Source organism: Sphingobium yanoikuyae (assembly GCF_034424525.1).
Classification (GTDB): domain Bacteria; phylum Pseudomonadota; class Alphaproteobacteria; order Sphingomonadales; family Sphingomonadaceae; genus Sphingobium; species Sphingobium yanoikuyae.
This window is the reverse complement of sequence record NZ_CP139979.1, coordinates 1,217,945-1,241,556: the sequence shown is the minus strand read 5'-3', so window position 1 is coordinate 1,241,556 and position 23,612 is coordinate 1,217,945. Positions and strand designations below refer to the sequence as shown.

The window sequence follows — 23,612 nt, the reverse complement described above, 5'->3', positions numbered from 1 at the left end:
GCACCGGGACATTGCTTGACAAGCCTGCCATCTCCCACTTATGCGATTGTATGTCGCATAGTTCAAGATCGGCCCGGCAGCTTGAGTCGGGATATGCGGCGACCAGGAACGGACAGGGATAGTCCGTCGACAAAAGGAGGGGATTTTTCCATGAAAGCATTTCATGCCGTTCATTGGGGTGTCAGTTTGGGCGCCGTGCTGATGGCAACGCCCCTGCTCGCGCAGACAGCGCCAGCGGAGCAGGCGGCCCCCGGCGCTTCGGCGATCACCGACATCATCGTGCAGGCCCGGCGACGGGAGGAGGATGTCCAGGACGTCCCTGCCGTGATCGACGCGGTCACCAGCGCGCAGATCGACAAGCTCAACCTGCGCAGCTTCAACGACGTCCAAGCGCTCGTCCCGGGTCTCGAACTGTCCTCCAACGCCAATGGCATCGGCGCCAATGCAAAGCTGCGCGGCATCAATTTCGACGTCAACGCGAGCGGCAATAATCCGACCGTAGAATTTTATTTTAATGACGCGCCCATCACCGCAGGCGCCATCATCCAGCAGATGTATGATATCGGCCAGATCGAGGTGCAGCGTGGCCCACAGGGCACCTTGCGTGGGCGTGCTTCGCCATCGGGTTCGATCACCGTGAGCGCGAAGAAGCCCGACCTTTACGGCTATGGCGCCTATGTCGATCTCACTGCGAACGATATCGGGACGATGAACGCGAAAGGGGCCGTCAATATTCCCGTGATCGAAGGCATATTGGCTTTGCGCGCGGCCGGGGTATGGGACGAGAATGAGGGAGACCGGGTTCGCGCCGCAAACAATCCCGATCCGCGTTCGACAACTACCAGCGGCCGTCTGAGCGCAATTGCCAAGCCGCTCGACTGGCTCAGCTTCGAGGGCACCTATCAATATCTCAAGCGCAACGCGCAAAGCTACGATCAGGCCATTTCCTTCAGCGAAGCCAACCCCGATGCGGCCCCCAGCCCTGTCCTGATCACGGCCGAGGATCGGCTCTCCCTCCAGGAACGGCCGCGTCCGATCCATCAACGTTTCGAAATCTATAATTGGCGTGCGGAAGCCGCCCAAATGGGGCAGAAGCTGATCTATCAGGGGCAGCATTATACCCAGAAGCTCTACTCTGCGGACAATTTCGACGACGCGATATTTTTCCCTGGCCAGATCGTCGACCAGGTGACCAACACCCGGGCCAAGGCCACCTCGCATGAAGTCCGTTTGCAGAATGAAGAACGGGTCTTCGATTTTCTCGACTATGTGATCGGCTTCTTCGACTATAAGAATGCGTCTCGAACCAATCTTACGACACCCACGGTCGTCCGCCTGCCCCTGCTCTTTGGCGGCGGGGTCGCCCAGATCGTCAATACGCCGATCGCCCGGCCGACCAACGAGCATGAACAGTCCTTCTTCGGCAACCTTACCGCCCATATCGGGAAGGACACGGAAATCTCGGGCGGCCTGCGGCGGATCGACTACAGCTTTGTCGGCAATTTCAGCGTTGGCGGCCGGGTCATCGATGCGCAGGATCGCGACGAAGGCAAGCTCATCTATAATGCTTCGGTAAAGCACAACTTCTCGCCCGACTTCATGGTCTATGCCAGCACCGGCAGTTCCTGGCGCCCGGGCCTGACCGCTATCGGCGATTTCAACCTGGCGCCATCCGCGCTCGAAAAATCCTTCGTCAACGTACCGCCGGAAAGCTCCAAATCCTACGAGCTTGGCTTCAAGAGCACATTGCTGGGCGGGCGGGCGCAGTTCAACGTCACGGCCTATCACCAAAAATTCAAGAATTTTCCTTACCGCTCGCCAACCGGGATCTTCTACGTCAACACCGTTGCGGTCACCAATGCATCAGGAACGGTCACGGGGGTCAGTCAACAGGTCGGTCAGTTCAATTTCGTCTCGCCCGTGCCGGTTGAGGTCAACGGCGTGGAGGCCGATTTCAACCTTGCCGTTGGCAGCCGCCTCAATATCGGCGTCAATGGCAGCTATTCGCTCGGCAAGATCAAGAATGGCGTGGTCGCCTGCAATGACATAAATGGCGACGGCATTCCCGATGTAACAACGGGCACCCCCAGTCTTGCCGACCTGCAGGCGGCCGTCGGCGCCGACAATCTGGCGACCTGCCGCAGCAATCAGCGGTCGGCCTTCCTGCCGCCGTTCAGCGCATCGCTCCAGGGCGAGTATCGCATCCCGATATCGCGCGCGACCGACAGCTATGTGCGCGGCATCTTCTCCTACAATGGCAAGTCGCAGGGCGACCCCACCAATCCATTCGACAATGTGTCCGACTATGGCCTTCTCAATCTCTACGCCGGCGTCCGTGGTACGGACGGAAACTGGGAACTCTCCTTCTTCGCCAAGAATCTCTTCGACACGACGAAGGTGATTTCGCGGACCAATCCCTATTTCACCTCCTATCAGCAATTGGGGTTCGGCGGCTTCAGCAACGGCGCACCGGTCTTCACCGGCCCCACCGGGGCATCGGCAACCAGCACCTACACCGGCGGCAGCCTGACACCCCCCAGGGAGTTCGGCGTCAATTTCCGCTTCGCCTTCGGTACCCGCTAGAATTCCGGACAATAATGCCTGCATGGGCTGACTGAAGAGGCGGTGCATGCAGGCATTTTACAAGAGGCCATTACATGATCATCGCGTCCACCCTTCTTCTTGCCGGTCTGGCAGGGGCAGTATCGCCGCCGGCCACCGCGAAAGTCGCAGGTGCTGGACAGGCCGCGCACCAGGAGAGCGGTGGCCGAGAAACGCACGCGCTCGATAGCGGATGGCGCTTTTCTTTCGGCGAAACAGACGACGCCCCTGCCGCATCGGACTTTGCAGACAGCCAATGGGAGAAGGTGCAACTCCCGCATAGCTGGAACCGGTTGGGGAGCTATGGCGACACGCGCTCGCCCCGGACGGACAATCGGCAGGGCATCGGCTGGTACAGGCTGAAACTGCACGCGCCGCGCGCAGAAGCACGCCGTCGCTTCTATCTCGACTTCGGCGCTGTCAGCAAGATTGCCGACGTCTGGGTCAACGGTGTCCATGTCGGGACCCATAAGGGCGCGTTCGCCCGCTTCCGGATCGATGTCAGTGATCACTGGAAGCCCGGTGAAGACAATGTCATCGCCGTTCGGGCCGACAATTCCAAGCCGGTAGATGGCAGTGCCACGGCACAAATCCTGCCACTGGCCGGCGATTTCTTCGTCCATGGCGGCATCTACCGCGCCGTATCCCTGCTGTCCCTGCCGGCCACCAGTTTCGATCCACTCGACTATGGCGGACCAGGCCTCTATGCGCGCACCATGTCGGTCGGCTCCGCTTCCGCCCGGATCGCGATCCTTGCCCGCCTGCGCAATCAGGATCGTCCCCATCGCGCCCTGCAATGGAAAACCCGCATCATCGACGCGTCAGGGCAAGTGGTGGCAGAGGCTGATCGCCGGATCGACCTGCCACACGGACAGAGCGAGCAGCAGATCGCGATCGACTTGCCCTCCCCGCATCTGTGGAACGGCACAGCAGACCCCTATCTCTATCGGATCCGCTCGGATCTGCATGATGGCAGGCAGATCCTTGACAGCGTATCCCAACCGCTCGGCGTCCGCAGCTTCCGCGTCGATGCCGACAAGGGCTTCTTTCTCAACGGCGCCCATCTAGCCCTGCATGGCGTCTCGCGCCATCAGGATCGCCCCGATGTCGGCTGGGCGCTGACACCGAAGGATCATGCACAGGACATGGCCATAGCAAGGGAGATGGGCGCGAACAGCATTCGCCAGGCCCATTATCAGCAGGCCGATGAATGGAGCGACGAGGCCGACCGGGCCGGCATGGTGACATGGGCCGAGTTGCCCTATGTCACCTCGCCGAGCATCACGGGCGGTGAAGGCAGCCCCGAGACCTGGGCAAATGCCGAACAGCAGCTGCGCGAGCTCATCCGCCAGAATTACAACCACCCCTCGATCATGATGTGGTCGGTGGGCAATGAGGTGGATTCAGCCAAGGGCTTTGCCGTGGGCAAGGCCATGATGCGGCCTCTGGCTCTGCTCGAGCGGATGAATGCCATCGCCAAGCAGGAAGATCCCTATCGCCCGACCATCTTCGCCGATTGCTGCGAGGATCTCACCCTCGTCAAGACGGCGGGAGAAAAGCTCGCCGGCACGACCGATCTCATTGGCTATAATCGCTATTATGGCTGGTATTATCCCCAGCCTCTCAAGGCACGCGCGCAGCTGGGTGCACAGCTTGATCATTTCCACGCCAAGCATCCGGCCCTGCCGCTATCGCTTTCCGAATATGGAGCAGGCGGCGCAGTCTCCCAGCATTCCGACAATATCGCCGACGCGTTCCTCAACTTCACCGGAACGCCCCATCCCGAAGAATATCAGGCCTGGTATCATGAGCAGAACTGGCCAGCGATCCAGGAACGTCCCTTCGTCTTTGCCAGCTGGGTGTGGAACCTTTTCGATTTTGCGAGCGACCTGCGCCGCGAGGGCGATTCCATCGACCTCAACAACAAGGGGCTGGTTACGGCCGATCGCCGCACGCGCAAGGACGCCTACTATTATTATCAGGCGCAATGGTCCTCCAAGCCCATGCTCCATCTCACCGGCAAGCGCTATGTGGAACGGGCCTACCGGGTCGTGACGATCAAGGCCTATACCAATGCGGCAAGCGCCGATCTCATCCTCAACGGCCGCGCTCAGGGTTCAGTGCCGTGCCCGGGGGGGATATGTCTCTGGCCTGGCATCGGCCTGCAGCCTGGCCCCAACCAGATCACGGCGAGCGCCAGCCTCAAGGGCATGCCGCTCACTGACGCAATGACGCTGGACGGCCCTGATCCGGCCAAAGGCATCTACGTCAACGCAGGCGATATGGGCAGCGCGACCATTGCCGGACACAGATATGGGTCCGATGACTTCGTGACGGGCGGGATCGCGGCAGTGCTAAATATGGGCGGCTTTGCCGGACAGCGCATGATGGCGCCGCGCTCAGTCGCGACCGATATTCCCGGCCTCTATGACTATTGGCGCGAGGGCGAGAATTTCAGCTACAGAATTCCTGTCCCCAATGGCCGCTGGACGGTCACGATCTACAGTTTCGAGCCGCGCAAGTCGCTAAGCGAGCCGGTGCTCATGACGGTCAGGGCAAATGGCAGAGAGGCGCTCTCGCCCTTCGATGTGGCGCATGAGGCCGGCGGCCCCATGCGCGGCCTTGCAAAATCCTTCGACGCGGTCGTGAAGGACGGCATGCTGCAGCTCGACTTTGCCGGCAACCAGGGTCGCGCCGTGGTAGCGGCGATTGCGGTCACGCCGCGTTGACATCGGCGGCACTGCGCTTGCCTTCATGACGAATGATATCAGGAGAGAGACATGAACGAAGATGGGCTGAGCCGCAGAGCGATCCTTGGCGGCGGATCCATTGCAGCCCTTGGCGCCGCCGTTGCGCCTGCGGTAATGGCACAGGATAATCTCGTTCCCGTGCGCATTGACATCCGTCACAAGACCGGCCCCCTCCCCCATATCTGGAAAGAGTGCGTGGGCTCCGATCGCGCCGCGATCACGCTGCGCGAAACTTGGCGTAATGACCTGCGACGCTGGACCAACGAGGCGGGTACGCAGCGCGTACGTTTCCATGGCATCTTTGCCGATGAGATGGCGGTCATGACGCCGACCATCCTCAGTCGCGGCAAGGTAACGCCGAATTTTCAGCGCGTGGATCAGGTCTATGACGGGCTTCTCGCCAACAATGTGAAGCCCTTTGTAGAACTCTCCTTCATGCCAAAGGGCCTGGCTGCAGGAACGACCAGCTTCTTCTTCTATGGCGGCATCATCACGCCACCCAAGGCGAATGACGCATGGGCCGACTTCATCAAGGCCTTCGTCACCCATCTGGTCGCGCGCTATGGCCTTGCCGAAGTGCGCCAATGGCCCTTCGAGGTCTGGAACGAACCCAATCTCAGCGTCTTCTGGACCGGCACCAAGGAACAATATTTCGAATTCTACCGGGTGACGGCGCTCGCGATCAAGTCGATCGACAGCCAGATCCAGGTCGGTGGCCCATCGACGGCCTCGGTCGAATGGATTGCCGACTTTGCCAGCTATTGCGCGACCTCCAACACCCCGGTCGATTTCTTCACCACCCATGTCTATGCTGGCGACTCCCAGGACAAGCTGTTCGGCAAGGGCACGGCGCGCTCTTCGCAGAATGACGTCATTCCGCGCGCGATCCGCCAGGCGCGTGGGCAGATCGATGCCAGTCCCTTTGCGGGCAAGCCGCTCTGGATCACCGAATGGTCCTCCGACAGCCCGGCCATGATAACCCATGTCATCAAGGAAAGCCTTCCCTATTGCCAAGCCATGTCCCCTTGGGTGATGAGCTGCGAATATGAGGAACTGGGCATTGCCGACTATATCCTTAAGGAGGGTGACAGCGGCTGGGGAATGATCAGCGCCGGAATAGCCAAGCCATCCTTCAACACCTATAAGCTCCTCAACGCCCTGGGTCCTGAACGCCTCGAAGCGGACGGCCCCGTGCTGGCTTCCCGGCGCGAAGACGGCATGATCGCGGCACTGGTCTGGAACCTTGCGGATGTGACGCAGCCCTCGGGCATTCCAGGCCTCAGCCACAGCCGCAGCGTCCGCGGCGAGGCAAAATCGCTTCTTGTGGATATCGCCGGCGCCCGTCCGGGACAAAGCGTATCGGTCCGCTATGTCGACCAGGAGCGCGGATCGCCGATGCCAACCTGGCGCGAAATGGGCTCGCCACAATATCCCAGCCGCCAGCAAATCGACACGCTGCGGGAGCGGGCCGATATCGCACCAGCGCAAAAAATGCGCCTTGATCGGCAGGGCAGGCTGACCCTCTCCCTGCCTCCGGAAGGGGTCGCCCTGCTCGAATTGCAGGGCTGAGCACCGATCTAAATTTGGGCGCGTAGAAATCGCCGCGACATATAATTCAAAAGTTGAATTATTTTCTTGCAAGCCTTGCTGGGCGGTCATAGCCTTTGATCGAGAGGAACGAGGCACAGCCCTCATTGAAAGGAACACAGCATGAAATCGATCGTCATCGCCATGAGCATGGCCCTTGCAGGAACAGCGCCGCTGTCTCCGGCCCATGCCCAGCCCGCAACTTCCTCCTCGCCCGCTTCTGCCTACAATGTCGATACCACCGACATCGGCACGCTGCTCGACGATGCGGCGGCCAAGGCCGTTGTCGACAAGCATCTTCCCGGCTTCTCGGCCAATGCCCAGATCGACATGGCGCGCGGCATGACCCTCAAGGCCGTACAGCAATATGCGCCCGACATGGTGACGGACAAGGCATTGGCGGCGATCCAGCTGGACCTGGCCAAATTGCCCACTCCCAAATGAGAGGCGGCCGGGGTTGCCATCGGATCATCGCCCCGTGATGATGGGACGATGACGTCACCTCCCGAAAAGATGGCGCTCGCGTGGGAAGAAATCGGGCTGATCTATGAAGGCCTCGCCTTCGCCTCTCGCCCCCTGCGAGCGCTGACCCACGACATTAACGAGCGCCATGATCTGGGCCCGCGCGGCAGCTGGATCCTGCTCATGATATCGAGTGGCACGTTGCACCCGCTCGATATTGCCGCCACCCTCCAGATCGGGCGCAGCCTGGTGACGGCAGAACTGGTTCGCCTGGAAAAGGCCGGCCTGCTGGTGATGCGCAAGGCGCCGCGCGACCAGCGCCGCACGGAACTGACCCTGTCGGCGCAGGGGCAGGAAATCTGCACGCATCTGCGCCTTGCGATGGCAGGGATGATCCAGGAAAGATGGGCTCGTTACAGCCCGCAAGAGATACGCCTGTGCATAAAGATGCTGCAGGACATAAGGCGCGAACCACCACAGTGATGATCGCCCCCATGTCCTGCAGTCCAGGCGTCGTGGAATCCGGTCGACAGGCGGATCTCCTCTCGTTAGTCCGCCTGCCGCCTTTACGAAAAGCTCAATCCTCAGGTGCGATGGTGATCCGCAAGCCTTCGAGCGCAGCGGTGAACTGTACCTGACAGGCCAGGCGCGAGTGCTCCGTCCGATGCTGCGACGTATCGAGCAGATCGCTTTCATCCTCACTGATCGGAGGCATGCGATCGACAAATTCCGGGTCGACATAGACATGACATGTCGCACAGGCACAGCAACCGCCGCACAGGGCCACCATATCGTCGAACCCGGCATCGCGCACGATTTCCATGACGCTGCGGTCCACCTCTGCCCCGACGGCCTGCTGCACGCCGCTACGATCCGTAACCAGAATCTCAGGCATTTCCCCTCTTCCTTTCACAAGTTTGTTTCGCATTTCACGCCTGGCTCCATCCGCCTGCATTCCCGATGTCACCGAGCAGGGCCCTGCTGCGGAGCCTCATTTCAGGCTGGCATTGCTTCAACACCCCTCTTACGAGGCTCCCTCATCTTTTTGATTGACGGACGGGCAGAACTGTTCCTTCAAAAAAGATCGTCGGATGCAGGAGGCAGTTTCGTGGCAGGCAAGAAGACCCTTCAGGAAAGCCCCGCGGCAAGCGACTCACGATCGCGCAAACTAAGCGACACAGAGTCGCATAGTTTTCAAGGCAGGCGCTCGTCAAGCCGCACCGATCCGCGACAGGTACGCAGCGCTCAGGCGTTGCGCCAGGCTCTGCTGCAGTTGCTGGCGGTCAAATCATTCGACCAAATCACGATCCGGGAAATCTGCGAAACCGCCCATGTCCATTATGCGACATTCTTTCGCCATCACAACGACAAGGAAGGCATGCTCGATCATGTCGCCAAGGAAGAGATCGATCGCCTCGTCGCCTTCTCCCTCCCTGCTGGCCACAGATTGGAAGGCTATCGCGCCTTGTGCGACTATGTGCATTCTCACCGCGGTTTGTGGAGAGCATTGCTGACGGGCGGTGCGGGTGGCGCCATGCGCGAGGAACTTATGCGCCTCTCCAAGAATCTGGCAGGCCTGTTTCAGGAGTATCGCAGTTGGCTGCCTCAGGAGCTTTCGATCATCTGCAGCACGACACTCATCGTCGAGACACTCTCCTGGTGGCTGACGCAGGAGGAAGCCGCCTATTCCTCTGACCAGATAGCGGTGATGCTGGACGAACTTGTGGAGTCCGCGGTTATCGCACCCCGGCCCGGGCCGCGCTGAGAGATAAGGTCCAAGCAGCTTTTTTTCGATCGCCCTGCCCGTGGCCTAACCTCGATGGATAAAAAAACGGCGCGCCCGGAGAGAATGGGCGCGCCGCAGTCCTGCGCGCACTTTTGGGAAGGCTGCACGCAAAATCCATGACCTTGGAGGCGGAAGACCGGCCATTTCCAAACCGGGAAACCAGCCAATCGACAATCTATGCGACTCATAATCGCATAGATATCATCTCGTCAATCCGGCTTCTATTGCGGGCCATTCCAAGGCGGCCATAATGAACGAGGTGCGGAAACGCGTGGATGTGAGCAGCTTGACGACACGGACGGACGAACTTATGCGACAATCAATCGCATAGATTCGCCACCAAGGGCGAAACAGGGAGTGGGCACATGACGGCACTGGAAGAGCGCGACTATTTTACCGATCACGAGATCCTCAAGGATCCTTATTCCTTTTTCGAGGCGGTGCGCGCCCATGGCCCGGTCTACCAGCCGCCCGGCAGGGATTATCTGATCGTCACCGGCTTTGACGAAGCGCTCGAAGTGCTCAAGAACAATGCCGATTTCTCCGCGATCATCGGTCTCCAGGGCGCCTCCGCGCCGCTTCCCTTCGAGCCGCAGGGGTCGGACATCACGGCGCAGATCGAGGCGCATCGCGACCAGATCTTGGGCGGAGACCTGCTCGTCAATTATGACGATGACCTGCACACCCGGATGCGCTCGCTGCTCAACAAGCTGTTCACACCCTCGCGTCTCAAGGCCAATGAAGCCTTTATCCAGTCCTATTCGGACGAAATCGCCCGGACGATCACCGCCAAGGGCGGGTGCGAACTGATCAAGGAGGTCGCGACCCCGTTCGTGACCCTGGTGATCGCCGATCTGCTGGGAGTGCCTGCTGCCGACCGCCAGATGTTCATGGACGTGATCGAGGCCGCACCTCCGCCCGGGAGCCTCGACACGGGGGAGAATGACTATAGCTCGCCGGATCATCCCTTGGTCGTCATGGGCGGCTATTTCGCCAATTACATCCAGGACCGCCGGGACAATCCGCAGGACGACATTCTCACCGAATTTGCTCGTTCCACCTTCCCAGACGGCAGCGTGCCGGACACGATCGAGCTGGTGAAGATGGCGACGTTCCTCTTTGGAGCGGGCCAGGACACCAGCGCCAAGCTGCTGGGAAATTCGATCCGCTTCATCACCGATCAGCCTGGGCTCCAAGATCGCCTGCGGGCAGACCCCTCGCTCATTCCCCAGTTGCTGGAGGAAGTGCTGCGCCTGGAAGGATCGACCAAGCAGACCGCGCGCCTTGCGCGCCGGGACACGAAGATCGGTGACCTCCCCGTCCCGGCCGGCACCAGGATCCTGGTTGCACTCGCCGCTGCCAACCGCGACCCGGCACGCTGGGACAATCCGGGCGCGTTCGAACTCGATCGGCCCAAAATCAAGGAGCATGTCGCCTTTGGCCGGGGCAAGCATGTCTGCGCGGGTGCCCCGCTCGCGCGCGTCGAAGTGCGGATCATCCTTGAAAAGATGCTGGCCTATACCTCCAATATCGACCTCGATGAAGCGGTCCATGGCCCGCGTGGCGATCGCGTCCTCGACTTCGAGCCCAGCTTCATCATTCGCGGCCTGTCGGAACTGCATGTTAAGCTCAGCCCGGCGGCCGGAGTCGATCTGACGCCTGCGTCAGCCGAACCAGCCGTCAAGCCCCAGGAAAAGACGGCGAGCGACTATTCGACGGCCAAGACCAGGATCGGCGAACTGCTCGCCAACCCCATGACGCTCGCGGTGCTCGACCGCCATTTTCCGGGCATGAGCCAGGACAAAAGGCTCGCCATGGCCAAGGGGATGACGCTGCGTTCGGTTCAGAAATTTGCCCCGGGCCAGTTCAGCGACGCCGCGCTTGATGCCGTCGACGCAGATCTCGCGGCGATCTGAGGGCTGCAGCACAATAGAATAATCCGGTTCAAGGGAGAGGAAGATGAGCAGCAGCAAGGTTGTCGTCGTCACGGGCGGCGCATCGGGCATAGGTCTCGGAATCGTGAAGCGGTTCGTGCAACAAGGGCACCGCGTCGCCATGCTCGACGTTCAGGAGGCGCTTCTTGAAAAGGAAGCCGCCGTCCTGCGTGGCCAAGGTGCCATCATATTGCCCCTCGTCGTCAACGTCGCCGATCGCACCAGCATCGATGATGCCTATGCGAAGGTCCGCGCGGAGCTTGGCCCCATCGCCATCGTCGTCGCCAATGCCGGCATCTCCGAAAGCATAGGCTTTGATGATATCACGGTCGACATCTGGCAGCGGATGATCGACATCAACCTGACCGGCGTCTTCCACACTGTCCAGGCCGCGCTGCCGGACATGCGGCAGGCCGGCTGGGGCCGGATCATAACCATCTCGTCCCAGGCCGCCCAGTCGGGCGCCATGGACCGGGCCCATTATGCTGCGGCCAAGAGCGGGGTCATCGGTCTCACCCGGTCGCTTGCCCGGGAACTCGCGGCCCACGGCATCACGGTCAACACCATACCTCCCTCGGTGGTCGCAACGCCCATGGCCGATCAGGGCATTGCTGCTGGAACATTTCCGCCGCTCGAGATCATCGCCCAGCATATTCCGATCCCGCGTCCGGGAACCCCCGACGATATCGCAGCGGCCTGTGAATATCTGGCGTCGGATGGAGCCAGCTATGTGACCGGGCAGGTGCTGGCGGTCAATGGCGGCATGTTCATCGGCTGACCGGCCCGTCCGGCCATTCTCAGTTAGCATAGGTCGAGGAGAGGGACATGCGCGACATCGCGGCCAGAGACGGGCAAGATGCAATTAAGCCCATCCGTGTCGTGCAGTGGGCGAGCGGGACGGTCGGCAAGGCCGCCATGCGTGCTGTCCTCGATCATCCCCGCCTCGATCTGGTCGGAGTGAAGGTCTATGCGGCCGAAAAGGAGGGGCGTGACGCGGGCGCGCTATGCGGTCGCCCCGACACGGGCGTTCTCGCCACTTCCGACCTGTCGGCCATATTGGCGCTCAAGCCTGACTGCGTGCTCTACATGCCCGAGAGTACCGACTGGGACGATGTCTGCACACTGCTTGAAAATGGCATCAGCATTTCCTCCACGCGCGCCGAATTCTTCAATCCGGACACTATCCCCGCCCCTCTTCGCCAACGCCTCGAAGCGGCGTGCGCCAGGGGAAACAGCAGCATCCACAGCAGCGGCAGCAGCCCTGGCTTCATCACCGAGGCGCTGCCCCTTGTTCTGCTTTCCTTGAGCCGCCGGCTTGATCTGCTCATGATCGAGGAATTTGCCAACTGCATCGACGGCTGCTCGGAGGAGATGCTGGTCGACATCATGGGCTTTGGCGCGGCCCCGCAGGATTTCCAGGCACGCACTTTTCCCGAACGGGACCAAGTGTTCGGCCACTCGCTCGCAGCCCTGGGCCAGGGGCTTGGCATTGCGATCGATCATTTCGAAACGGTCAGCGAGATCGCCCTGGCCCGGGAGGCCACTCCTCTTCACCGCTCCGTCATTCCGGCAGGTTCCGTCGCCGGACAGAGAATGGTCACGACGGGCTATCGCGACGGGAATCCGGTCATGGGCTTCCGATGCACCTGGTTCGTGACCGACGCGCTGGATCCGCCCTGGCCGATCCGTGCCGATGGCTGGCATATCACCGTCGATGGTGACACGCCGCTCGAGGTCAGCATACGCTTTCCGATCGCGCCTGAACAACGGGCAGATATTCTGCCCAATCTCACCGCCCATCGCCCCGTAAACGCGATCGAGGCGATCGTGGCGGCGCGTGCCGGCATTCTCACGACGGCCGAATTACCGCAGGTGATCGCCCATCTGGCCTGACCTGAGGTGGGCCGGGCTGCCATCAGGCACAGATTGCCTGCGTCTATCCTGGCCGGCCGGGCAGGCCCCGGCCCGAAGGCCAGTACCTGTTCGCCCGGCTCGGGCTTCAAGCCGCCACACCGCCATCCAGCAACAAGGTGCTTCCGGTCATGAACAGGGCCATGTCCGAGGCGCAGAACAGGATCGCCCGCGCAATGTCATCGGACACCCCCACGCGTCCCAAGCGGCTGCCGCCGATGCCGGGAATTGGGATCTGGCTGAGCGCCTCGTCGTCGAGTTCGGCCAGGAACATGGTCTTTTCCGTGAGCGAGAAACCTGGCGCGACGCCAAGCACGCGAATTCCCTCGGGTGCCAGCTCGATCGACAGCTGGCGGGTCAGCCCGACAACGCCGTGCTTGGAGGCGCAATAGGCTGCCTGGCCCTGCGAGATGCCCATGACTCCCGCCAGCGACGCGACATTGACGATCACGCCGCCCTGGCCTGCCTCGATCATACGGCGGGCCGCTTCCCTGGCGCCCACGAAGCTTCCGCGCAGGTTCACCGCGATGACCTCGTCAAATGCCGCATCGTCCAGATCGAGCAAGGGCACGAAAGAGGGAATGCCCGCATTATTGACCCAGATGTCGATCTTGCCGAACGAAGAGACGGCCAGATCGGCCGTTGCCGAAATGGCGGCCGGATCGCTTGCATCCATGCGCACAGAGAGGACGGTCACGCCAAACGTCTCTGCCAGTTCCGCCGCAGTCGCCGCAGCCGCCTCAGCATCGATATCGGCAATCAGCACAGAGGCCCCCGCTTCGGCCAGGCGACGCGCCGTGGCCTTGCCCAGCCCCCATGCCGCGCCAGTCACCACCGCCGATCGTCCGGCGAGCGAATAGAGGCTGGCCAGGGGCAGCGAAGACAGGTCGGGTATTGCCATTTTCATTATCCTCTCATGGTGCGGCTCCTGGCCGCATGATGTGCAGCCGCCATATCCGGTTCGCACGTCGCTCCGGCGCGCAATACCATCTATGCGACACACAATCGCATAGATGGTATTGCGCCAACAGGTCAAGCGTCTCCCGGACAGGCTGAATGACGACCATCTTTCTCCTCCTGGGCATAGAACCGGCTCGATTGCAGCGAGGTCAGTCAAGAGGGATGTTCGCATGTCGATCACGCAACAAAGGCAGGCGCGCCCGGAGCGCCGCCTGCCTTTGCCTGCCCAAGCACGGGCCGATCGGGCGCGCGATGCATTCGCGACTTGACCTGTTTAGGGACGCAGCACCCAGCCGCCATCGACATGGATCGTCTGGCCAGTGATCCAGCGCCCAGCATCCGAGCAGAGCAGCAGCGCCGTGCCGACCAGTTCGTCGGGCTCGCCGCGCGGGCGCAGGGCGCAACTCATCTGCAGGAACTGGATGAACGGGGAATCGTCGGGCACCAGCATCTTGCCGGCATCCGACGTGACATTGCCCGGCGCGATCGCGTTGCAGGTGATATTGTCCTTGCCCAACTGCTTGGCAAGCGTGGTGGTGAGGCCAACCAGCGCCAGCTTGGAAATGCCGTAGAGGCCGGTTGCGGGGAAGGCCCCGCCCGACGTCTGGTTGATGATCCGTCCGCCACCGCGCGCCCGCATCGAAGGGATCACCGCGCGGGCACACAGCAGCGCGCCGTTCAAATTGACGGCAAAGGCCCGGTTCCAGGCGTTGAGGCTGACGGCTTCGATATTGTCGTAACTGATGTCGACCATCAGCGCGGCATTGTTGATGAGGATATCGACACCACCAAAGGCATCACTGGCCGCCGTCGCCATGGCCAGCGTCGATGCCTCGTCAGCCACATCGACCTGGACGGCAATGGCGCGTCCGCCACCGGCGACGATCTCGTCGGCCACCGCCTGCGCGCCTTCGCCATTGAGGTCGGCGACGACGACAGCCGCGCCAGCCGCCGCCAGCCCCAGGGCATAGGCCCGGCCGATGGAGTTGCCGCGCCCGCCGGCACCCGTGACGATCGCGACTTTGCCGTCGAGGCGGAACTGGTCGAGGGTGAAGGACATGATTGGATCTCCTGAAAAGGTCAGTCGCCGCAGGCGGCGGATAGGAAGGGCATCGCGGCGCGGGACAGGGCTTCGGCACCGGCATCATCGGGCAGGCTGGTCATCAGCAGCCCGACATCCTTGCGCAGCAGCGGCGCGCCATGGGCAAAGGCGCCGGGCGTCGGCAGGCGGGCATAAACCTCGAAACCGAAGCTGCGGCCGCTGCTCGCCTTGATGAGGCCGCACAGGGCTGCCCCATCCAGGTCCAGCGCCCTGCCCGCCTCCATCGCGGCATGGGCCAGCCCCATATTGGCCGCCATCAGCGCATTGTTGACGATCTTGGCGCGCTGCCCGGCACCGACTTCGCCCATCCGCACGATCAGGCCACCAAAGCTTTCCAGCACCGGCCGGGCGGCCTCGAAAACATCGACCGCTCCACCGCACATTACGGTCAAGGTGCCGGCCGCGGCAGCGGGGCCACCGCCGCTGACCGGCGCATCGAGGAAGGCGATGCCCCGTTCCGCGCATCGTTCGGCCAGCGCCACGCAATGTTCGGGCAATATCGTCGAATGGATGACGATCCGGCTACCCGATCGCATCGCCGGCAATAATTGATCGACGATTTCCGCCACGCCGGCATCATCGACGACGCAGATGCCGACATGATCGCAGGTCGCTCCCAATGTCGCGATGTCCGGCGCTGCTGTGGCGCCCTTTTCGAGGAAGGGCGCCAGCGCATCCGCGCGTCGAGCCCAAAGCATGAGCGGATAGCCGGCGGCAGCGATCCGTTCGGCCATCGGGCCACCCTGGCTGCCAAGGCCGATGAAGCCGATCCGTTCCATCCCGCTCATCCTGCGGTGATCCCGGCATCGATCGAGATGCAATTGCCATGATAGCCACGCCCGGCCGGCGAGGCGAGCAGCGCGACCATGTCGGCGACATCCTCTACCTCGACCGTCCCGCGCATCCCGGAAAAGCGCTTGAGCAGTTCAAAGTCGCAGCCTTCGGGCGGCCGGAAATTGGTGGCGATGTTGGTGATCATCCCACCAGGCGCGACGGCGTTGATGCGGATCGGATGCTTCTGATACTCCATCGCTATCGCCTTGGTGAGATTGAGGAGGCCGGCTTTCGACGCGCAATAAGCGGCGGCATAGGCCTCGCCGATGAAGGCGGCCGAGGAGACGACATTCACGATCGCGCCATTCACCTTCAGCAGATGCGGGATTGCCGCCTGCGACAACAGGAAGGGCGCGGTCAGGTTGACTGCCAGCGTCTTGTCCCACAGCAGCCGGGACATGTCGGGCGAATTGGCGAGATAGATAAGGCCGGCGACATTGCATAGCGCATCGAGCTGGCCGAAATGGGTGACGGCGGCATCTACCGCAGCATGGCAAGCGTCAGCATCGGCCAGATCGACAACCGCCGTCTGATGCTCGCCCTCAGGGAGCAGGCTCAGGGTTTCGGCCACCCCTTCCGCATTGACGTCCACCAGCCACAGCCCTGCTCCGGCCTGGGCCAGCTTCACCGCCGTCGCGCGGCCAAGGCCCGAAGCTGCCCCGGTCACCAGCGCCACCTTGCCGTGCATGTCGATCGCGATGCTCATTGCTTGCCCCCCTCTTTTTCGTTCCAGGCCAGGCCCTTGGCGACCTTCCCGGCCATTTCCAGCACCACGCCCTGGATCACCGACGCCTTGGGCCAGCCGGCATGGACCGCATATTGGAGGACGAATTCGTTGAGTTCGGCGGCGGTGCAATTGCCGCTCGCCATGGCTGCGTGGAAATGGCTGGCGATCGGCACGGTGGCCGCGGAATCTGCGACGCCCACCAGCGTGAGGAAGCGGCGCGACCGCTGATCGATGCCTGGCCGGCACCACATTTCGCCGAACACGAAGTTCAATATGCCATCCTGCAGATAGGGGAGGCCATTGCCGACGCGCGGGCCGTCAAAAGTCATCACCGCACGAAATTCAGCAAAGCCCTGCTCCATGCGCTGCTGCGCATCCCAGGGTTCGGCCCGGATTGGCGCCAGCAGAACCGGCGCCAGCCCCTGCTCTGCCTCGACCCGATCGATCGCCGCATCGATCGCGCCCCCTTTATCCCAGCCGGAATAGACCGCGACATGCAGCGCCGCCTCGCGCAATTCGGCCTGGGTCAGCGCGCCGGTCGCCAGTGCCCCACGGACATAGCCGTCCAGCCGGTCGGCGGGCGCATCGGCGCCGGCCGCCGAAGCCAGCGCGATCAGGAAGCGCGCGCGTCGATCGAGCCCCGGCCGCGACCAGATTTCGGCATAGATGAAATCGCGCCAGCTTTCCGCCACCGGCGATCGCGGCGCAGCGCCATCCCGCCCGGTCAGTTCGGCCTGAAGGCTGCTGCCCAACGCGCTGCGCGCTGCGGGATCACACAGGCTCATTGCCCGCCCTCCGGCGCGGCCATGCTCATCCAGACATTCTTGGGCTGGAGAAACTCATGCAGCCCCTCGACCCCGCCCAGCCGGCCATGGCCGCTCTTCTTGAAGCCGCCGAACGGGCAATTGGGCTGCATCGCCTCACCCGAACCGTTCACATGGATCATGCCGGCCTGCAGCTCACGCGCCAGATGATGGGCGCGGCGCAAATTCTGCGTGTGGACATAAGCGCCCAGACCATAGTCGGTGCCGTTGGCCAGTGCGATCGCCTCTTCCTCATCATCGAACGGCGTCACAACCAGGACAGGGCCGAACACCTCATTCTGGGCGATCTCGCACTGGTCCGGCACGTCCGCCAGGATCGTCACCGGCAGGTAGAAGCCATCGGCAAAATCGCCGTCCAGCCGCTGGCCGCCCGCGATGATGCGGCCGCCATCGGCGACGCCGCGCGCCACCATGCCGCTGATCCGGTCGAGCGCATTCTGGCTGATCACCGGCCCCAGCACCGTTGCGGGATCGAACGGGTCGCCCGACTGGACATGGCCCGCCATCGCCCCGATCAGGTCGAGATAGCGGTCGTAAATGCCGCGCTGGACCAGCAGCCGCGTGCCGTTGATGCAGCCCTGCCCATTGGAGGAAATCGCCCCGGTCAGCCCCTTCTTCGCGGCGAGCATCAGGTCGGCATCATCGAACACGACCACGGCCGACTTGCCGCCCAGTTCCAGGCCGACGGGCTTGAGCGACTGGGCCGCATTGGCCAGCACCTGGCGCGCGGTCGCGCCCGATCCGATGAATTCGATCTTGTCGATGCCGGGATGGCTGACCATCGCCGCCCCGACATCGGCGCCGCCCGTGACCAGGTTGACGACGCCATCGGGCAGGCCCGCCTCATGCAGCAATTCGACCAGTTGCATGACGCTGTAGGGGGCAAGTTCCGGTGCCTTGATCACCACGCAATTGCCCGCTGCCAGCACCGGCGCCAGCACCATGGTCGCAGCGAACAGCGGTCCGTTCCACGGCACGATGATGCCGATCACACCATAAGGATCATAGCTGACATAATCATGGGCAGGGGCGCCCCACATCGGGATGGTGCGCCCGTGCAGCTTGTCGCACCAGCCGCCGAAATAGCGGAATTTCTGGGCGGCATCATAGCCCATATAGGGTGCCACCATCGCCACCGATCCATTTTCGGCGATCAGGCTCGGCGCGAAATCCGCCGACTTCGCCTCCAGCAGCGCGGCGATGCGGAACATGAGGTCGCGCCTCTTGTCGCCGGGCATCGCACGCCATGCGGGGAAAGCCTTGCGCGCGGCGGCCGTGGCCCGGTCGACATCCTCTGCATCTGCTAACGCCAGTTGCTGCGTCACCTTGCCGGTGCCGGGATAGACATGGGCGTGGCGCGCCGGGCCGGTCGGCACTTGGCGCTGCCCGCCGATGATGATGGGGTGACGCGGCAATGCGTCGATCACGGGATCCCTGAACGCCATGGCTCTCTCCTCTCGCGGCAGGAATAGCCCTGCCTGGTGCCGCTCGACCATTCGCCGGCGATTCTGTGAGCAGAGATTAATATGCACATTATTGCATCATCAAGGCGATGATTGCGGATATCGCCCTTGCGAAATATACTCCAACATGCCCATTTACAGGACATGATGCAGAATTTTCCCGAGCCGATTGCCACCAAGCCCACCATTGGCAGGAGCCAGCTCGTCCAGAAGACGACCAGCGCCCTGCGACAGCGCATTCTCGCCAGCCCGGCGGGCGAGCAGATCGGCTCGCTACCCGAGCTTGCCCGCGACCTCGAAGTGGGGATTGTCACGATCCAGCAAGCAGCGCGCATCCTCGAGCATGAAGGCTTGCTGGAGGTCAGGCGCGGTCCTGGCGGCGGCTATTATGGCAAGCGGCCGCAAATGGCCGACATGGAACGGATGCTGGGCGCCTATCTGTGCGGCGCGCCTGGCTCCTGGCGCGAGATACTCGACATAACCTCGCTGCTGTTCAACCGGCTCTGCGCCGCTGCGGCCCGCTCTCATGATGAGGTGTTGCACAGCCAGTTGCAGCAGCTGCGCACACGGATCGCGCGATGCTTCAGCATGGACGATCTGGGCGACCTAGAAAGCCGGTTGCAGGAGATATTATTCCAGATGGTGAACCAGCCGCTGTTCGAATTGCTGACACGCGTCGCGCTCGGAAGCGCGCGCGATGCCGAACGGGACGATGCTGCAACAGGTACATTCAATCTCTCGATCTGGCGCGAGGGCCGCCTGCGTATCATCGACGCGATTGCCAGCCAGGACCCTGCGCTGGCGCATTTCGAGGCTGACCGGCAGAACCGGCAGGTTCTCAGCATCCCGTTCCGGTTCGATCGCGATTAGGAACGGAAAGAAATTAGCCAACAGCGCTCCAGGCGTCCGATCGAATCCTCAAGAGCGCCATCAGCTCGCCGGCACGCCCTGATCCGCGTCATCCTCACCCGCTCGTCAAAGCCAAGGCGTATTCGACCAGGGGGAATTGTTAATGAGATCACCGGCACACCGAAATCGATTTTCGACAGCAGTCAACACACTGTGTCCTGATTCGCGCAGTGCGCACTTGGATAACGCCTGAGCTAATTGTGACGCATTGAGGCTTAGACCATGCAAGAGTGCAGCTAAGTACCTGATATTAAGCAACAATGCGCCACAACTTTGACACTTTTAATCAGTAGGTCGCTGGTTCGAACCCAGCTGGACTCACCACCCCAGACATCGCGATAGAAACCGATCCCGGCGCAACCTTGCCGATCGAGCGCGCGCATCCACGCCATTTCTGCGCACGGCGCACAACTGTCGCGCCGACAAACGACAGGACAGGACGGGTCCGGATGATATCGAGCGGGCGACGCGCTCGCTGCCAAGATCCGGGGCGCACACCGCGGTTTTCGAAAGGCGGGCGCGTCACCTTTCCATGACCCGACCTAGCCCGTCGCGCCCACCCGCAAAAGAAAACGCGGCCCCGGAACATGCCCGGAACCGCGTCTTTGCCCTCCCCCAAGGGAATGGGATCAGAACTTGCCCTGGATACCGACGAAGAAGCGACGGCCAGGATAATAGAGATCCACCGGCATATCCTTGTTGATATAGACCTTGGAATATTCCTTGTTGAGGTTCTGCCCCTCCAGGAAGACGCTGAAATGATATTCCGGGAAGCGCAGCGTGATCTTGCCGTCCAGATAGCCTTCGCCCTTGCGATAGAGCGGGTTGTTGCCATTGGTCGCGCTGATCACCGTATCCAGCCACTTGGACCGATAATTGTAGCTCACCCGGAAGTTCAGCCAGTCCTTGTCGTAGAAGAAGCTGGCATTGTAGGTATATTTGGAAAGGCCGGGATATTCCTTCAGCTCCGCACCGGTCGCGCTGTTGGTCAGATTGGTGCGGATGGCGCGGGCATAGGTGAAGTTGCCGCTGGCACCGAACCCGTCGAACGGCTTGGGCAGGAAGGTGAAGGCGGTCTGGGCGCTCGCCTCGATACCGTCGAGCAGCGCGCCATAGCCGTTGACCGGCTGACGCACGGTATAGCTGGTGCCGTCATGGAACAGGTCGACACCGCTGCGCGTCACGTTGGGAATGACGAAGCTCGACTCATATTTCTTGTAATAGCCAAGGCTCAGCATCGTGTCGGCATTGGGATACCAGGCCAGGTTGGCTTCCCACTGGTCAGCGCGATAGGGCTTGAGGTCCGGGTTGCCGGCGGTGCAGACATCATCGGTCCCGATGAGGGTCTGGTCATCCAGACAGTTGATGTTCGGCACCAGGTCGGCCGGCTTGGGACGGGCCAGGTTCTTGGCCCAGTTGGCGCGCAGGAACAGGTCGCGGGTCAGTTCCAGGTTCGCGTTGAACGCCGGCAGGAAATCCGTGTAGCTGTTGGAAATCAGGGCTTCCTGCGCAGCAATCGTCACCGTTTCGGTGCCGCCGGTCGCATTGACCCGCGTCACGCGGCTGATGTTCGTACCGACGCCGGTATCCTTGGTATGGGTCCAGCGCAGGCCTGCATTGCCGGTAAGGCGCATACCGAAGATCTCGGTATCAATATCGGCCATGACATAGCCGGCATAGATTTTCTCGTCGATGCGCGCGCTCGGAATCTGCGGCAGGCCATTGGCCTCCAGCACCAGATCCTGGTCGAAGCCCGACAGGTCATAGAATTGCGACAGCACGCTGGCATCGAAATTCGGGAAGGCGATCGCGCTCGGAATGCCCGAAGGCGCGCCCTTCAGGCCCGAAAAGAGCGGTGCGCCGCCGGTAACGCCACCCAGCGCGCTCACCATCGCCTGATATTGGGCGGGGGTCATGTACCAGGTATTGCCGTTGCGGGTCTGCGTCGGGTTCTCGACGATATTGGTCGTGTAGGACACGTTGGCGCTCGACTGATAGGTCATCGTCGTAGGATCGAGCAGGCGCGAGCCGCCGCCAGCATAGTTGAGGAACTTTTGCCGGCGCCACTGGCCACCGAACTCGATCTTGCTGACGATCGGATGGTCGATTTCCCAATCCGCATCGAACTTCAGCTGGTCTTCGGTGTTGTTCAGCTGGCCCGGACGATATTGCAGCGCCGGCCCATAAACGGGCAGCGGCTGGCCATTGGCGCCCACACGCGAATAATCGGTATAGACGTTGGGATCCGCCGGATCGAAGCTTGACGGGAAGGTGAAGACCGGCACCCCCTGATCATTGCTGCGGTCGATGCTGATGCCAGCAACGCTGGTGCCGATCGAGATCAGGTTGGTTTCCTGCTCGGTATGCGCGGTCGCATGCGACCCCATCGCGTCGATCTTCAGCCGGCTGCCCACGTCCCAGGTGAAGCCACCCGAGAAATATTTGCTGTTCTGGTCATAGCTGAAGTCGCGGCGCTGGACGCCGACGATATTGGCCGCGCCATTCCAGTTGGGAGCCGCAGCCGTGCCGACATTCACCGCATTGACCGCCGTGGTCAGGCTGGTGACGACATGATTTTCATTCACCGTCGACGTGCCCAGTTGCACGCGCGGGCGCGACGTACCGCCATTGGTGCCAGCCGCCAGAGCGGGATCGAGATTGAAGCGCTCGATACGACCCAGGTCGATCGAATAATTGGTGTCCTGAAGACGCTGGTTGCGCAGGTTGATCTGCGCATTGGCATAGGCCCGGAAACTGGGAGCAACCTGATACTGCAGCGTCACATCGCCCGAAATGCGCTTGTCGTTGCGGACCCACTGGCGATAGCGCGGCACGGTCGGCGCCCAGTCGAAGAACTGGGTTTCGCAGGCCAGTCGGCGTGCGGTCGCGTTGGCCGTCGAGGTGCCGCCGACGCCGGCGCAGCTCTCATATGTGTTGTAATTGGCATAAAGCGGATCGGCGACCGTCTTTTCGGTCGAATGATCGAAATCAGCGAGGCGCGACCAGTTGGTATTGCTGATATAATCCTGGCGCGTGTCGACGTCGCTATAGGTGGCGTTGACCAGGATACCCAGGCCATCGATCAGGAATTTGGGCGCGCCGGCAAAGAAGGTCAGGCGCGGCTTCCAGGTTTCGGTCAGTTCCTGATTCTGCCCCGCCGCCGTCAGCGAAAAGAGCGGATCCTTCAGTTCCAGCGGCTTGCGCGTTTCGACGCGCACGGTGCCGCCAATGCCGCCTTCGGTCAGGTCGACGGCATAGCCCTTGTAGACGTCGATCGACTTGACCAGTTCGGCCGCGATTTCACGGAAGTCGCCAGCGCGGGTGCCGGTGGCGCTGACCTGGCTGACGCCGTTGATCTCGACGCGGTTGAGATCGGGCTCGACACCGCGGATCGAGATCTGCGTGCCTTCGCCAAAGTCGCGGCTCAACTGGACGCCGGTGATGCGGGCGAGCGAGTCACCGATATTCTTGTCGGGGAAGCTGGCAATGTCGTCGGCGACGATCGAGTCGACGACGGTGTTGGCGATCTTCTTGCGATTGATGGCCGACTGGAGCGAGGCGCGGGTACCGACGACAACGATATCGGCGGCCGAAACGGCGCCTTCCTTCTTTTTGCCTTCATCATTTGTCTGAGCAATGGCCGAATCCGACATCAGCATGATGCCCGCCATGGTCAGGGCAGAGGCGCCCTTCAGCGTCCGGCGAACCATTGCGATGTTTGAAAAATTGCGTGCACTTTCAGTGGTATGCTCGCGCATAGCC

General features: G+C 61.9%; 18 protein-coding genes. 10 read left to right on the top strand and 8 right to left on the bottom strand.

What is annotated here, in order from left to right:
- Positions 1 to 150 precede the first annotated feature (150 nt).
- From U0025_RS05750 to U0025_RS05730, 5 genes are all read left to right on the top strand, one after another.
- Positions 151 to 2,583: a TonB-dependent receptor gene (locus tag U0025_RS05750; RefSeq protein WP_004211915.1), complete on the top strand. Its 2,433-nt coding sequence runs from the start codon at positions 151 to 153 to the stop codon at positions 2,581 to 2,583.
- 74 nt (positions 2,584 to 2,657) lie between these two features.
- Entirely contained in the window at positions 2,658 to 5,330 is a 2,673-nt protein-coding gene (locus tag U0025_RS05745) for a glycoside hydrolase family 2 (protein ID WP_004211913.1), read from the top strand.
- 51 nt (positions 5,331 to 5,381) lie between these two features.
- Complete coding sequence (locus tag U0025_RS05740) at positions 5,382 to 6,920, top strand: GH39 family glycosyl hydrolase (protein WP_004211912.1); 1,539 nt, start codon at positions 5,382 to 5,384, stop codon at positions 6,918 to 6,920.
- 141 nt (positions 6,921 to 7,061) lie between these two features.
- Entirely contained in the window at positions 7,062 to 7,382 is a 321-nt protein-coding gene (locus U0025_RS05735) for a hypothetical protein (RefSeq protein WP_004211911.1), read from the top strand.
- A 48-nt stretch (positions 7,383 to 7,430) separates the two neighbouring features.
- Entirely contained in the window at positions 7,431 to 7,883 is a 453-nt protein-coding gene (locus U0025_RS05730; RefSeq protein WP_157225220.1) for a MarR family winged helix-turn-helix transcriptional regulator, read from the top strand.
- A gap of 94 nt (positions 7,884 to 7,977) precedes the next feature.
- Here the strand turns inward: U0025_RS05730 and U0025_RS05725 are convergent, their stop codons facing one another.
- Positions 7,978 to 8,295, bottom strand: a complete 318-nt coding sequence (locus U0025_RS05725) for a 2Fe-2S iron-sulfur cluster-binding protein (RefSeq protein ID WP_004211908.1) — start codon at positions 8,293 to 8,295, stop codon at positions 7,978 to 7,980.
- A 213-nt stretch (positions 8,296 to 8,508) separates the two neighbouring features.
- Between U0025_RS05725 and U0025_RS05720 the strand changes: the two genes are divergently transcribed.
- The 4 genes from U0025_RS05720 to U0025_RS05705 all read left to right on the top strand — a co-directional run bounded on the left by U0025_RS05720 (position 8,509) and on the right by U0025_RS05705 (position 13,013).
- The gene (locus tag U0025_RS05720) at positions 8,509 to 9,165 is read left to right on the top strand and encodes a TetR/AcrR family transcriptional regulator (protein ID WP_004211906.1); all 657 of its coding nucleotides are present in this window, start codon (positions 8,509 to 8,511) and stop codon (positions 9,163 to 9,165) included.
- Between the two features lie 386 nt (positions 9,166 to 9,551).
- The gene (locus tag U0025_RS05715; protein WP_004211904.1) at positions 9,552 to 11,102 is read left to right on the top strand and encodes a cytochrome P450; all 1,551 of its coding nucleotides are present in this window, start codon (positions 9,552 to 9,554) and stop codon (positions 11,100 to 11,102) included.
- A gap of 43 nt (positions 11,103 to 11,145) precedes the next feature.
- Positions 11,146 to 11,898 (top strand): SDR family NAD(P)-dependent oxidoreductase, encoded by a 753-nt coding sequence (locus U0025_RS05710; RefSeq protein ID WP_004211902.1) that lies wholly within the window; start codon positions 11,146 to 11,148, stop codon positions 11,896 to 11,898.
- A 47-nt stretch (positions 11,899 to 11,945) separates the two neighbouring features.
- Positions 11,946 to 13,013: an NAD(P)H-dependent amine dehydrogenase family protein gene (locus U0025_RS05705; RefSeq protein ID WP_004211901.1), complete on the top strand. Its 1,068-nt coding sequence runs from the start codon at positions 11,946 to 11,948 to the stop codon at positions 13,011 to 13,013.
- 106 nt (positions 13,014 to 13,119) lie between these two features.
- Here the strand turns inward: U0025_RS05705 and U0025_RS05700 are convergent, their stop codons facing one another.
- The 6 genes from U0025_RS05700 to U0025_RS05675 form a co-directional block, all read right to left on the bottom strand.
- The gene (locus U0025_RS05700) at positions 13,120 to 13,932 is read right to left on the bottom strand and encodes an SDR family NAD(P)-dependent oxidoreductase (RefSeq protein ID WP_004211899.1); all 813 of its coding nucleotides are present in this window, start codon (positions 13,930 to 13,932) and stop codon (positions 13,120 to 13,122) included.
- A gap of 333 nt (positions 13,933 to 14,265) precedes the next feature.
- On the bottom strand, positions 14,266 to 15,051 hold the full coding sequence (locus U0025_RS05695) for an SDR family oxidoreductase (RefSeq protein ID WP_004211897.1): 786 nt from the start codon (positions 15,049 to 15,051) through the stop codon (positions 14,266 to 14,268).
- 20 nt (positions 15,052 to 15,071) lie between these two features.
- Positions 15,072 to 15,881: an NAD(P)-dependent oxidoreductase gene (locus U0025_RS05690; protein WP_037491328.1), complete on the bottom strand. Its 810-nt coding sequence runs from the start codon at positions 15,879 to 15,881 to the stop codon at positions 15,072 to 15,074.
- Positions 15,878 to 16,633 (bottom strand): SDR family NAD(P)-dependent oxidoreductase, encoded by a 756-nt coding sequence (locus U0025_RS05685; RefSeq protein ID WP_004211893.1) that lies wholly within the window; start codon positions 16,631 to 16,633, stop codon positions 15,878 to 15,880. The genes U0025_RS05690 and U0025_RS05685 overlap by 4 nt, the downstream gene beginning before the upstream one ends.
- Positions 16,630 to 17,439 (bottom strand): carboxymuconolactone decarboxylase family protein, encoded by an 810-nt coding sequence (locus U0025_RS05680; protein ID WP_004211892.1) that lies wholly within the window; start codon positions 17,437 to 17,439, stop codon positions 16,630 to 16,632. Before U0025_RS05680 ends, U0025_RS05685 begins: the two co-directional genes overlap by 4 nt.
- On the bottom strand, positions 17,436 to 18,923 hold the full coding sequence (locus U0025_RS05675) for an aldehyde dehydrogenase family protein (protein WP_004211890.1): 1,488 nt from the start codon (positions 18,921 to 18,923) through the stop codon (positions 17,436 to 17,438). Before U0025_RS05675 ends, U0025_RS05680 begins: the two co-directional genes overlap by 4 nt.
- A 165-nt stretch (positions 18,924 to 19,088) precedes the next feature.
- On the opposite strand from U0025_RS05675, the gene U0025_RS05670 reads away from it, so the two are divergent.
- On the top strand, positions 19,089 to 19,811 hold the full coding sequence (locus tag U0025_RS05670) for a GntR family transcriptional regulator (RefSeq protein WP_004211889.1): 723 nt from the start codon (positions 19,089 to 19,091) through the stop codon (positions 19,809 to 19,811).
- Positions 19,812 to 20,479: 668 nt separating this feature from the next.
- Here the strand turns inward: U0025_RS05670 and U0025_RS05665 are convergent.
- Positions 20,480 to 23,560 (bottom strand): TonB-dependent receptor, encoded by a 3,081-nt coding sequence (locus U0025_RS05665; protein ID WP_037491327.1) that lies wholly within the window; start codon positions 23,558 to 23,560, stop codon positions 20,480 to 20,482.
- Positions 23,561 to 23,612: the final 52 nt, after the last annotated feature.